Genomic DNA, 12,863 nt, shown 5'->3' on the forward strand with positions numbered 1-12,863 from the left:
GCACGACCGGTGTAGCAGCTGCCGAAGGCTGCGTTCGGCTGCAAAGTAGGCGTGGAATTGTTAAGCGAGTCCTGCGGCCTCGAACGCAGCCTTCGGCAGCTGCTACAGGAGTCCATGCTGTTTCAACGCCCACTCGACGTGTTCTTGCACCAACTCGGACGGATAGTCCCGGCGCGCTTTCAACGCCTCCATCACCGGAATGCTCGACGGTGCATTTCCCAAACCTACCGCCAGATTGCGCAGCCAGCGCTCGTAACCTGCGCGACGCAACGGTGAGCCCTCGGTGTTGCTGAGAAACTTCGCCTCATCCCACATGAACAACTCCGCCAGTTCGGCATTGTCCAGATTGTGTCGCGGCTTGAAGTCGCTTTCCCCGGACGGACGGGCGAAGCGATTCCACGGGCAGACCATCTGGCAATCGTCGCAGCCGAACACACGGTTGCCGATCAGCGGTCGCAGCTCTTCCGGAATCGCGCTTTTGAGTTCGATGGTCAGGTAGGAAATGCAGCGCCGAGCGTCCAGAACATAAGGTCCGACGAAGGCGTTGGTGGGGCAGATGTCCAGGCAGGCTGTGCAGCGACCGCAATGCTCGGTCGCGTGGGGCGGATCTTCCGGCAGGGGCAGGTCGACGAACAATTCGCTGAGGAAGAAGTAGCTGCCCGCCTTGCGATTCAAGACCAGGGTGTTTTTGCCGATCCAGCCGAGGCCGGCTTTTTCGGCGATGGCCTTTTCCAGCACCGGGGCGCTGTCGACGAAGGCGCGATAACCGAACGGGCCGATGACCGCCTGAATCTTTTCTGCCAGTTGTTGCACACGTTTACGGATCAATTTGTGGTAATCGCGGCCCAAGGCATAACGCGAAACGTAAGCTTTTTCCGGTTGGGCCAGTCGTTTGGCCATTTCGGTGTCACCCGGCAGGTAGTCCATGCGCAGGGAAACCACTCGAAGCGTGCCGGGTACCAGTTCTTCCGGGTGCGAGCGTTTGCTGCCGTGGGCGCCCATGTATTCCATTTCGCCCTGGTAGCCGGCTTCGAGCCAGCGTTCCAGGTGCTGCTCATGCTCAGCCAGGTCCAGACCGCTGATGCCGACTTGCTGGAAGCCCAGCTCGCGGCCCCAGTCCTTGATGGATTGGGCGAGGGCGGGCAGGTCTGTAGTAATAGCGGGCATGAGGCGAGAGAAACCGGAGCTGAGATGCGTATAATTCTGCCAGACATCGGAGCCTGAAGACGCATGCCGCACACTAAAGATGATTTACCCGACGCGCTGTACAGTGCCGCGCAAGTGCGAGGGCTCGATGCGAGCCTGATAGCGGCAGGCACATCGGGCTTCGAATTGATGCACCGAGCGGCGCACGCGACCTGGCGTGCACTGGTGCGTCAATGGCCGACGGCGGACACGTTAAGCGTGCTGGCCGGGCATGGCAACAATGCGGGCGATGGTTATCTGGTCGCGGTACTTGCCCAGCGCGCCGGCTGGGCAGTGCGGGTGTTGGCCGTCGGTGAACCCCAGCGTTTGCAGGGCGATGCGGCGTTGGCTCATGCCGAAGCCGTGTCCGATAAAGTGACCATCGAAGCTTGGAATCCGCATTCGCCCTTGCGCGGTATTGTGCTGGATGCCTTGCTGGGCACCGGTCTGACGGGTGATGTGCGCGAGCCCTACGCCAGCGCGATCACCGCGATCAATGCCAGCGGTCTGCCGGTGGCAGCAGTAGATATCCCTTCGGGCCTGTGTGCAGATACCGGGCGCATTCTCGGTGATGCGGTGCGAGCCGACCTGACGGTAACGTTCATCGGTTTGAAGCTCGGGTTGTTCACCGGTGACGCGGCGGATTGCGTAGGTGCGTTGGTGTTCAACGATTTGCAGGCTGACCCGCAGTTAATTAAACAGGCGGATGCCAGCGCTCGACGACTGACGGCTGGCAATCTCCCGCGTCTGGTGGCCAGGGCGCCCGCTTCGCATAAAGGTAAATTCGGTCATGTACTGCTGATCGGCGGTGATCATGGCTTCGGCGGGGCAATCCTGTTGAGCGCGCAAAGTGCGTTGCGCAGCGGCGCGGGCATGGTCTCCGTGGCCACTCGCAGCGAGCACGTGCCTGCGGCGCTGGCCAGAATTCCCGAGGCCATGGTGCTGGGGACTTCTTCCGCCAATCAGCTGATGGGGTTGCTGCAGAAGGTTTCTGTGTTGGTCGTCGGGCCGGGCTTGGGGCAGGCTTCCTGGGGGCGCAGTCTTTTGTCAGTGGCGGCCAATGCGCCGCTGCCGCAGGTTTGGGACGCTGATGCGCTGAACATGCTGGCTGAAGCACAGGTGAGTTTGCCCAAGGGGTGTGTGATCACGCCGCATCCGGGGGAAGCGGCGCGGTTGCTGGGTATCACGACTGCGCAGGTTCAGGCAGACCGCCCTGCGGCGGCCCATGCGTTGAGCAAAAAATATACAGCGGTAGTGGTGCTCAAGGGGGCCGGCAGCCTGATTGCCAGTCCCGATGGGCGATTGGCGCTGTGTCATCAGGGTCATCCGGCCATGGCCACTGCTGGACTGGGCGACGTGCTGGCGGGGCTGGTTGGCGCATTGCTTGCGCAAGGCATGGACACGTTCGACGCCGCTTGCCTGGGGGTGTGGCTACACGCCAATGCCGGCGCGCGAGAAGGGGAATTTGGCCGTGGGCTGGCGGCCAGTGATCTGATTCCAGCCATTCGTCAGTTGTTGGAGGAGCAAGCACCGTGTCTGAAGTAACCCTGTACCTGGCTGATGAAGAAGCAATGACCGCGTTTGGGGCGCGTATCGCACAAACCACTGAAGGGCATGGTCTGATTTTTCTCGAAGGCGATCTCGGCGCGGGCAAGACCACGCTGTCCCGGGGCATCATTCGGGGGCTGGGGCATGTGGGGGCGGTAAAAAGTCCGACGTTCACTTTGGTCGAGCCCTACGAGATCAGTGACATCCGGGCCTTCCATTTTGACCTGTATAGACTGGTCGATCCCGAAGAACTGGAATACCTCGGCATTCGTGACTACTTCGAAGATGATGCGTTGTGCCTGATTGAATGGCCCCGTAAAGGTGCAGGCTTTTTGCCAAAGCCCGACCTGACCATTACCATTAGCCCGCAAGACAGCGGCCGTTCGCTGCAAATAGTGTCCCAGAGCTCGCGTGGCGAGTTGTGGTGTGCCGCTTTGGCATTGGAATCCAATTAAATGATGGGGTCAGGTATGCGCTTTCGCGCGATGGTAGCTGCCGTAGGATTGTTGCTTTTGGCGGTAACCGTCAACGCTGTGGCCGAATCGAAGGTCAATAGCGTACGCCTGTGGCGGGCGCCGGATAACACACGGTTGGTGTTTGACCTGACCGGGCCTGTCCAGCACAGCGTCTTCACCCTGACGGCCCCTGATCGACTGGTCATTGATATCAATGGCGCATCGCTCGGCGCGCCGCTCAACGTCAATACGTCGAACACACCTATTACCGCCATGCGTTCGGCACAACGCACGCCGTCGGACCTGCGGGTGGTCATCGACCTGAAAAAAGCCGTCACACCGAAAAGCTTCACGCTGGCGCCGAATGCCCAGTACGGCAATCGCCTGGTGGTCGACTTGTTCGATGACGCCGCCGACGCCGCGCCAATCCCTGCACCGACCAACGTGGCTACCGTGGCCCCGGCCCCGGTAACGCCGATCGATCCGCCGGTGAAATTGCCGCCTGCGCCTGCGGGCAAGCGCGACATCATTGTGGTGATCGATGCCGGTCACGGTGGCGAAGACCCGGGTGCGTCGGGTTCTCGCGGTCAGCGCGAAAAAGACGTCGTACTGGCCATCGCACGTGAGTTGCAACGTCAGGTGAACGGCATGAAAGGTTTCCGCGCCGAACTGACCCGTACAGGCGACTACTTCATCCCGCTGCGCGGCCGTACCGAGATTGCGCGCAAAAAAGGCGCCGACCTGTTCGTGTCTATCCATGCCGATGCCGCACCTTCTGCAGCGGCCTTCGGCGCATCGGTGTTCGCCTTGTCTGATCGCGGTGCCACGTCCGAGACAGCGCGCTGGCTGGCCGACAGCGAAAACCGTTCCGACCTGATCGGCGGGGCCGGCAACGTCAGCCTCGACGACAAGGACCGCATGCTGGCGGGCGTATTGCTTGACCTGTCGATGACCGCGTCGCTGACCTCCAGCCTGAACGTCGGCCAAAAGGTCCTGACCAACATTGGCCGCGTCACGCCGTTGCACAAGCAGCGCGTGGAACAAGCCGGGTTCATGGTATTGAAATCCCCGGACATCCCGTCGATCCTCGTGGAAACCGGGTTTATCTCCAACGCCAACGAAGCCTCGAAACTCGCGGCAGCGAACCATCAGCAGGCGCTCGCGCGTTCCATCAGCAGCGGCGTGCGCCAGTTCTTCCAGCAGAATCCACCGCCGGGCACCTATATAGCCTGGCTGCGCGATTCCGGCGGGATTGCCCAAGGTCCTCGGGATCATCGGGTCAACCCTGGCGAGACGCTGGCGATGATTGCAGTGCGTTACCAGGTGTCCCCGGCGACCTTGCGCAGCGCCAACAACCTGAAGAGCGATGACTTGAAAGCGGGTCAACACCTGACCATTCCTGGCACCGAACTGGCGGCCAAAGAATGAATCAGGTGGTGACGAACGGTGCTCGCATCGAGCTGCTGAGCCCTCGGCTGGCGAACCAGATTGCCGCTGGCGAGGTGGTCGAGCGTCCGGCGTCGGTGATCAAGGAGTTGCTGGAAAACAGTCTCGATTCTGGCGCCAAACGCATCGACGTCGACGTCGAGCTCGGTGGCGTCAAGTTGTTGCGGGTACGCGACGATGGCAGCGGCATTTCGGCAGATGATCTGCCCTTGGCCCTGGCCCGTCACGCCACCAGCAAGATCCGCAACCTGGAGGATCTCGAGCAGGTCATGAGCCTCGGGTTTCGCGGTGAGGCCCTCGCGTCCATCAGTTCCGTGGCGCGCCTGACACTCACGTCCCGTACCAAGGATGCCGATCAGGCCTGGCAAGTCGAGACCGAAGGCCGGGATATGGCGCCTCGCGTGCAGCCGGCGGCTCACCCGGTGGGAACCTCGGTTGAAGTGCGTGACCTGTTTTTCAACACGCCGGCGCGTCGCAAGTTTCTCAAGACTGAAAAAACCGAATTCGATCATCTCCAAGAAGTGATCAAGCGCTTGGCGCTGGCGCGCTTCGACGTGGCGTTCCATCTGCGCCATAACGGCAAGACCATCCTCAGCCTGCACGAGGCTCACGATGATGCGGCCCGTGCCCGGCGGGTGGCTGCCATCTGCGGTGCGGGTTTCCTTGAGCAGGCACTGCCGATCGAAATCGAGCGCAATGGCCTGCATTTGTGGGGTTGGGTCGGGTTGCCGACGTTCAACCGCAGCCAGGCAGATTTGCAGTATTTCTTTGTGAACGGGCGCGCAGTGCGCGACAAACTGGTGGCGCATGCCGTGCGCCAGGCCTATCGCGATGTGCTGTTCAATGGTCGGCACCCGACGTTCGTGCTGTTTTTCGAAGTCGATCCGGCGGGCGTCGACGTCAACGTGCACCCGACCAAGCATGAAGTGCGCTTCCGTGACGGGCGCATGGTCCACGATTTCCTTTACGGCACCTTGCACCGCGCCCTGGGCGATGTGCGTCCGGAAGATCATCTGGCGGCCCCCGTTGCCACGGCTATTGTTCGACCGACCGGCATCGATGCCGGAGAATTCGGTCCCCAGGGCGAAATGCGCCTGGCAGCCAATGCGTTGCTGGAGCAACCCCAGGCTCAGCCGTCGTTCAATGCACCTGCGGGCTCGGGCGCTGGGGCCGGTTACCAGTATCAATACACGCCGCGGACTCAATCCGCCGGCGTGCCCGTGGCCGAAGCCCAGGCGGCCTATCGTGAGTTTTTCGCGCCGCTGCCAGAAGCCAATGCCGCCGCGTTGCCGGCCGGACAGGATGATATTCCGCCGCTGGGTTATGCGCTGGCGCAGCTCAAAGGTATCTACATCCTTTCCGAGAACGCCCAAGGGCTGGTGCTGGTGGACATGCACGCCGCTCACGAGCGGATCATGTACGAGCGTCTGAAAATTGCCATGGCCAGTGAAGGCTTGAGTGGTCAGCCGCTGTTGGTGCCGGAGTCCTTGGCCGTCAGTCAGCGTGAAGCCGATTGCGCCGAAGAGCATGTCGACTGGTTCAAGCGCCTGGGTTTCGAACTGCAGCGCCTTGGTCCGGAAACGCTGGCCATTCGGCAGATTCCTGCCTTGCTCAAGCAAGCCGAAGCCAACCGTTTGGTCAGTGATGTACTGGCGGACCTGATGGATTACGGGACCAGTGACCGGATTCAGGCGCATTTGAACGAGTTACTCGGGACGATGGCCTGTCACGGCGCAATTCGGGCGAATCGGCGTCTGGCCGTGCCGGAAATGAACGGTCTGTTGCGCGATATGGAAAACACCGAGCGCAGTGGTCAATGCAACCATGGCCGACCGACCTGGACCCAACTGGGACTGGACGATCTGGACAAACTGTTTCTGCGCGGTCGTTGATGAATCAGCTCCCTCCTGCGATTTTCCTGATGGGCCCGACTGCAGCGGGTAAGACCGATCTGGCCATCGAACTGACCAACGTTCTGCCCTGCGAGCTGATCAGTGTCGATTCGGCATTGGTTTATCGCGGTATGGATATCGGTACGGCCAAGCCTTCAAAAGAGACTCTGGCCGAATTTCCACATCGCCTGATCGATATTCTCGACCCGGCCGAAAGTTATTCTGCAGCGGATTTCCGTCGAGATGCCCTTGAGGCCATGGCCGATATCACCGCGCGCGGGAAAATTCCGCTGCTGGTGGGCGGCACGATGCTTTATTACAAGGCGTTGGTCGAAGGTCTGGCGGACATGCCCGCCGCCGATCCAGACGTTCGCGCGCAGATCGAAGAAGAAGCTGCACGTCTTGGCTGGCAGGCCCTGCACGATCAATTGGCGGTGATCGACCCGGAATCGGCTGCGCGTATTCATCCGAACGATCCGCAGCGCCTCAGTCGCGCGCTGGAAGTTTACAGAGTGAGCGGTCAAAGCATGACTGCGCTACGCTTGCAACAATCTGCGCAAAGTACTGAAGCAGCCGCTTCGGGGCGTCAACAATTGCCCTATACTGTCGCGAACTTGGCCATTGCTCCGGCAAATCGCCAAGTACTGCATGAGCGAATTAAACAAAGATTCACGTTAATGTTGGAACAGGGATTCATTGATGAGGTCGTAGCCCTGCGTAAGCGAAGTGACCTGCATTCCGGGTTGCCGTCTATACGTGCAGTTGGCTATCGACAAGTCTGGGACTACCTGGATGGCAAGCTGACGCAAGCCGAGATGCAGGAACGTGGAATCATTGCCACGCGCCAGTTGGCGAAGCGTCAGTTCACCTGGCTGCGCAGTTGGGCTGATCTACATTGGTTGGACAGCCTGGATTGCGACAATCTGCCGCGCGCCTTGAAATACTTGGGGACCATCTCCATATTGAGCTGAGTCCTTGCAATTGCCGTCTATCCTTGGGGGTGTGACGGCCACAAGCCATCTGTTTACCTATTTTTTTATATTGAATCCTTAAAGGAGTGCGGCACATGTCAAAAGGGCATTCGCTACAAGACCCTTACCTGAATACTTTACGTAAAGAGAAAGTTGGGGTTTCCATCTATCTGGTCAACGGGATCAAACTGCAAGGCACGATCGAGTCCTTCGACCAGTTCGTCATCCTGCTGAAAAACACCGTTAGCCAGATGGTTTATAAACACGCTATCTCTACAGTGGTACCTGTTCGTCCAATTCGTCTGCCTAGCGCAACCGAATCCGAAGCGGGTGACGCTGAGCCAGGTAACGCCTGATAGGAGTCTCCTTTGTTCTTTGAGCGCCACGGTGGTGGTGAGCGAGTAATCCTCGTTCACTTGGATGGACAGGACCCTGAGGCGCGCGAAGATCCGCAGGAGTTTCAGGAATTGGCTAATTCGGCCGGCGCCGAGACCGTTGCGTTTTTTAACGTGCCGCGTCATCGGCCAACCGCCAAATTCCTAATCGGTAGCGGCAAGGTCGAGGAACTGCGTGACCTGGTTCACGCTAAAGAAGCCGACCTGGTGATCTTCAATCACACGCTAACGCCCAGTCAGGAACGTAACCTCGAACGTGTTTTCGAGTGTCGCGTGATTGACCGCACCGGTCTGATTCTCGATATTTTCGCCCAGCGCGCCCGTACCCATGAAGGCAAGCTCCAGGTTGAACTGGCTCAGCTTGACCACATGAGCACCCGGCTGGTTCGTGGCTGGACTCACCTTGAGCGTCAAGGTGGTGGTATCGGCATGCGTGGCCCGGGTGAAACCCAGCTTGAAACCGACCGCCGTTTGCTACGGGTTCGCCTGCGACAAATCAAAGGCCGGCTGGAAAAAGTGCGCAGCCAGCGAGAGCAGTCGCGACGTGGCCGTTCCCGTGCGGATATTCCTACCGTGTCTTTGGTGGGGTACACCAACGCCGGCAAGTCCACGCTCTTCAATAACGTGACGAAATCCGACGTGTACGCGGCCGACCAGCTGTTTGCCACGCTGGACCCGACCTTGCGCCGTCTGGAACTGGACGACCTGGGGCCGATTGTCCTGGCTGACACCGTGGGTTTCATTCGCCACTTGCCCCACAAGCTGGTTGAGGCATTTCGGTCTACCCTCGAAGAGTCGAGCAATTCCGACCTGCTGTTGCACGTTATCGATGCGGCCGAACCGGATCGCATGTTGCAGATCGAGCAAGTGATGGTGGTGCTGGGCGAGATTGGTGCCCAGGACTTGCCGATCCTCGAGGTCTATAACAAACTCGATTTGCTCGAAGGCGTTGAGCCACAAATCCAGCGCGACGAAAACGGCAAGCCTCAACGGGTCTGGCTTTCGGCGCGTGATGGCAGTGGTCTGGAATTGCTTGAACAAGCTATTGCCGAGTTGCTGGGCAGTGAGTTATTCATCGGTACCTTGCGCTTGCCGCAACGATTCGCTCGACTGCGTGCGCAGTTCTTCGAACTCGGAGCGGTGCAGAAAGAAGAACACGACGAAGAAGGTGTCAGCTTGCTGGCCGTTCGATTGCCGCGCTCGGAGCTCAACCGGCTGGTTAGCCGCGAAGGCGTTGTACCGACAGAGTTCATCGAGGAACACACTTTGCAATAAAAGCCTGAGAAAGCGGTTGTGCCGCAGTGACAGGCATTCTGTAGCATTGGTCGGCGCGCCGTGGGTGCGTCTTTGCTTTATCAGATGGAGAGCGCTATGGCTTGGAATGAGCCGGGTGGCAACTCGAATAATCAGGATCCTTGGGGTGGCAAGCGTCGTAATAACGGCGACCGCAAGGGACCACCAGATCTCGACGAGGCCTTCCGAAAGCTGCAGGAAAGCCTGAATGGGTTGTTCGGTGGTGGTAAGAAACGTGGTGATGACGGCGGTGGTTCGGGCAAGGGTGGCGGCTTCGGCGGCATTCTTGGCGTCGTTCTCGTTGTGCTGGCGGCCGTGTGGCTGTACAGCGCGGTCTATGTCGTGGACGAGCAGGAGCAAGCCGTGGTGCTGCGCTTCGGCAAGTACTACGAGACCGTCGGCCCGGGTCTGAACATCTATTTCCCGCCGATCGATCGCAAGTATCTTGAAAACGTCACGCGTGAGCGTGCGTACACCAAGCAAGGTCAGATGCTGACTGAAGACGAGAACATCGTCGAAGTTCCGCTGACCGTGCAGTACAAGATCAGCAACCTGCAGGACTTCGTGCTGAGCGTTGATCAGCCGGAAATCAGCCTGCAACACGCGACTGAAAGCGCCTTGCGCCACGTGGTGGGATCCACCGCAATGGACCAGGTGCTGACCGAAGGTCGTGAATTGATGGCCAGCGAAATCAAGGAGCGTCTGCAACGCTTCATGGATACCTATCGCACCGGTATCACCGTCACTCAGGTCAACGTACAGAGCGCAGCGGCACCGCGTGAAGTGCAGGAAGCCTTCGATGACGTGATTCGTGCCCGTGAAGACGAGCAGCGTTCGCGCAACCAGGCTGAAACCTACGCCAACGGCGTCGTGCCGGAAGCACGTGGTCAGGCCCAGCGCATCCTCGAGGATGCCAATGGTTACCGTGACGAAACCGTCTCGCGCGCCAAGGGTGAGGCCGATCGCTTCACCAAACTGGTGAGTGAGTACCGCAAGGCACCTGAGGTCACCCGCGAGCGTCTGTACCTGGACACCATGCAGGAAGTCTTCAGCAATACCAGCAAGGTTCTCGTGACCGGCAACAAGAATGGCCAGAGCAATCTGCTGTACTTGCCGCTGGACAAGATGATCGACAGTGGCCGCAGCACTACCAGCGCCCCGGTAACGGGTGCGGCAGCCACCAGCAATGAAGCGAATGCGCGTGCGGCAGCTGATCTGCAGCAACAGCAAGCACGTACCAGGGAGAGTCGCTGATGAGCAATAAATCGCTGATCGCCCTTATTGTCGCCGTCGTCGTGGCGATCGCTGCCTGGAACTGCTTCTACATCGTCGCTCAGACCGAGCGTGCGGTGTTGCTGCAGTTCGGTCGCGTGGTCCAGGCTGATGTTCAGCCGGGCCTGCATGTGAAAGTGCCTTACGTTAACCAGGTGCGTAAATTCGACGCACGCCTGATGACGCTGGACGCACCGACGCAACGCTTCCTGACGCTGGAAAAGAAAGCCGTTATGGTCGATGCCTACGCCAAGTGGCGCGTGAAAGATGCCGAGCGCTTCTACACCGCAACTTCCGGCCTCAAGCAAATCGCCGACGAACGTCTGTCCCGTCGTCTGGAATCGGGTCTTCGTGACCAGTTCGGTAAGCGTACGCTGCACGAGGTTGTTTCTGGTGAGCGTGATGCACTGATGTCCGACATCACCGCGTCGCTGAACAAGATGGCTGAGAAAGAGCTGGGCATCGAAGTTGTCGATGTTCGGGTCAAGGCTATCGATCTGCCGAAAGAAGTGAACCGCAGCGTGTTCGAGCGCATGAGTTCCGAGCGTGAGCGTGAAGCTCGCGAGCACCGCGCCAAGGGTAACGAGCTGGCAGAAGGCATTCGTGCCGACGCCGATCGTCAACGCCGCGTGCTGCTGGCTGAAGCCTATCGTGAATCTGAAGAGGTTCGCGGTGACGGTGATGCCCAGGCTGCTGCGATCTACTCCAAGGCCTACGGTCAGGATCAGGAGTTCTACGGTTTCTATCGTAGCCTGCGAGCCTACCGTGAAAGCTTCGCGAACAAATCCGACGTCATGGTCCTCGACCCAAGCAGCGACTTCTTCCGTTACCTGGAAAAAGCCAAACCTTGATGCACCGTTGACCTGATTCATCCCGCCGGGCGGCTAAAGCCTCTGGCGGGGTGATCCTTTGGGAAAACGTGTGTATGATGCGGCAGCCGGGAAATTCCCGGCTTTTTTGCGTCTGCATGTTTGATTGCTGTTTTTATGCAGGCGACCGAGTTGAATGACTCGAAAGATTTTTCGAGGAAAGTGATTGGCGAAGCCGGTTCAAGGCTTTTTGCCACGTCGTTCATGCGCGAAGTTTGTGTGCATGGGCCAGGCACTTTCTGCTTCACTCAAGGCTCGCCCCAAGGCTGGCCGCCCGGATCATAGGGGAATGGCGTAATGGCAACGGTAGACCGCTGGCTGCTGCCAGATGGCATCGAAGAAGTACTGCCACCAGAAGCGGCGCGCATCGAAGTAGCGCGCCGTCAGGTGTTGGATCTGTTCCAGAGCTGGGGTTACGAGTTTGTCGTGACCCCCCATATCGAGTACCTGGAATCCCTGCTGACCGGCGCGGGCTCGGACCTTGATCTGCGTACCTTCAAGGTTATCGATCCGCAATCGGGTCGGCAGATGGGTTTCCGGGCGGACATCACGCCGCAGGTTGCGCGCATCGATGCGCACACCCTGCGACGCGAAGGCCCAAGCCGCCTGTGCTATGCAGGTAGCGTGCTGCATGCGCAGCCGCGCGCCTTGTCGTCCTCGCGTAGCCCGATTCAATTGGGTGCCGAGTTGTACGGCGATGGCAGTCCGAGCAGCGATGTGGAAGTCATCAGCCTGATGCTGGCCATGCTGCAACTGGCCGACGTGCCGGATGTGCACATGGACCTCGGTCATGTCGGTATCTACCGTGGCCTGGCCCGCGCTGCCGGTTTGTCCGGTGAAGTGGAACAGCAGCTGTTTGACGCATTGCAACGCAAGGCCATCGATGAGGTCATTACCTTGACCGAAGGCTTGCCCGCCGATCTGTCAGGCATGCTGCGAGCGTTGGTTGACCTGTGTGGCGGTCGTGAAGTGCTGGACGCTGCCCGTGAACGCCTGGCCAATGCACCGGCGCCTGTTCTGGCAGCACTGGATGATTTGCTGGCCATTGCCGAGCGACTGTCCACGCGCTTCCCGGAATTACCGCTTTACTTCGACCTGGGCGAGTTGCGCGGCTACCACTACCACACCGGTGTGGTGTTCGCGGTGTTCGTACCGGGTGTTGGCCAGTCCATTGCCCAGGGCGGTCGTTACGACGACATCGGCGCCGACTTCGGTCGCGCTCGTCCGGCAACCGGTTTCTCCACCGATTTGAAAACCCTGGTGACCCTGGGGCGTGCTGAGATCAAGTTACCGTCTGGCGGTATCTGGATGCCTGACAGTACGGATGCGGCACTCTGGCAGCAGGTTTGCCAGTTGCGCAGTGAGGGTCAGCGTGTCGTTCAGGCCTTGCCTGGGCAACCTTTGGCCGCCGCCCGTGAAGCGGACTGCGACCGGCAATTGATTCAGCAGAACGGGCTTTGGCAACTATCGCCACTGGCTTCTTGAGTTTTCCTGCCGGCCGCCGCCGGCACCAAGTTTGCGCGAATGAGGACAAGTG

At 59.6% G+C, this 12,863-nt stretch carries 11 protein-coding genes; 10 read left to right on the forward strand and 1 reads right to left on the reverse strand.

What is annotated here, in order from left to right; all coding sequences use genetic code 11:
- Positions 1 to 102 precede the first annotated feature (102 nt).
- On the reverse strand, positions 103 to 1,167 hold the full coding sequence (gene queG, locus AC3ZVB_RS07215; protein WP_490146173.1) for a tRNA epoxyqueuosine(34) reductase QueG: 1,065 nt from the start codon (positions 1,165 to 1,167) through the stop codon (positions 103 to 105).
- A 63-nt stretch (positions 1,168 to 1,230) separates the two neighbouring features.
- Here queG and AC3ZVB_RS07220 point away from each other — a divergent pair, with 63 nt between their 5' ends.
- From AC3ZVB_RS07220 to AC3ZVB_RS07265, 10 genes are all read left to right on the forward strand, one after another.
- Positions 1,231 to 2,730 carry an NAD(P)H-hydrate dehydratase gene (locus AC3ZVB_RS07220; RefSeq protein WP_490146174.1) on the forward strand — a complete coding sequence of 500 codons (1,500 nt, stop codon included), beginning with the start codon at positions 1,231 to 1,233 and terminating at the stop codon, positions 2,728 to 2,730.
- A complete protein-coding gene (gene tsaE / locus AC3ZVB_RS07225) occupies positions 2,718 to 3,188 on the forward strand; it encodes a tRNA (adenosine(37)-N6)-threonylcarbamoyltransferase complex ATPase subunit type 1 TsaE (protein WP_162437114.1) in 471 nt (156 codons plus the stop codon). Before AC3ZVB_RS07220 ends, tsaE begins: the two co-directional genes overlap by 13 nt.
- Entirely contained in the window at positions 3,189 to 4,616 is a 1,428-nt protein-coding gene (locus tag AC3ZVB_RS07230) for an N-acetylmuramoyl-L-alanine amidase (protein WP_490146175.1), read from the forward strand.
- Complete coding sequence (gene mutL / locus AC3ZVB_RS07235; protein ID WP_490146176.1) at positions 4,613 to 6,526, forward strand: DNA mismatch repair endonuclease MutL; 1,914 nt, start codon at positions 4,613 to 4,615, stop codon at positions 6,524 to 6,526. The genes AC3ZVB_RS07230 and mutL overlap by 4 nt, the downstream gene beginning before the upstream one ends.
- Positions 6,526 to 7,497 (forward strand): tRNA (adenosine(37)-N6)-dimethylallyltransferase MiaA, encoded by a 972-nt coding sequence (gene miaA, locus AC3ZVB_RS07240; RefSeq protein ID WP_162437170.1) that lies wholly within the window; start codon positions 6,526 to 6,528, stop codon positions 7,495 to 7,497. Before mutL ends, miaA begins: the two co-directional genes overlap by 1 nt.
- A gap of 95 nt (positions 7,498 to 7,592) precedes the next feature.
- Positions 7,593 to 7,853 (forward strand): RNA chaperone Hfq, encoded by a 261-nt coding sequence (gene hfq, locus AC3ZVB_RS07245; protein ID WP_007902656.1) that lies wholly within the window; start codon positions 7,593 to 7,595, stop codon positions 7,851 to 7,853.
- 12 nt (positions 7,854 to 7,865) lie between these two features.
- Positions 7,866 to 9,167, forward strand: coding sequence for a ribosome rescue GTPase HflX (gene hflX, locus AC3ZVB_RS07250; protein ID WP_162437111.1), 1,302 nt, complete (start codon positions 7,866 to 7,868; stop codon positions 9,165 to 9,167).
- Positions 9,168 to 9,263: 96 nt separating this feature from the next.
- Positions 9,264 to 10,439 (forward strand): FtsH protease activity modulator HflK, encoded by a 1,176-nt coding sequence (hflK, locus tag AC3ZVB_RS07255; protein ID WP_194691585.1) that lies wholly within the window; start codon positions 9,264 to 9,266, stop codon positions 10,437 to 10,439.
- On the forward strand, positions 10,439 to 11,308 hold the full coding sequence (gene hflC / locus AC3ZVB_RS07260) for a protease modulator HflC (protein WP_194691584.1): 870 nt from the start codon (positions 10,439 to 10,441) through the stop codon (positions 11,306 to 11,308). Before hflK ends, hflC begins: the two co-directional genes overlap by 1 nt.
- Positions 11,309 to 11,623: 315 nt before the next feature.
- Entirely contained in the window at positions 11,624 to 12,811 is a 1,188-nt protein-coding gene (locus AC3ZVB_RS07265; RefSeq protein WP_194691583.1) for an ATP phosphoribosyltransferase regulatory subunit, read from the forward strand.
- Positions 12,812 to 12,863 lie beyond the last annotated feature (52 nt).

Source organism: Pseudomonas sp. MDV22-iso1 (genome assembly GCF_058145095.1).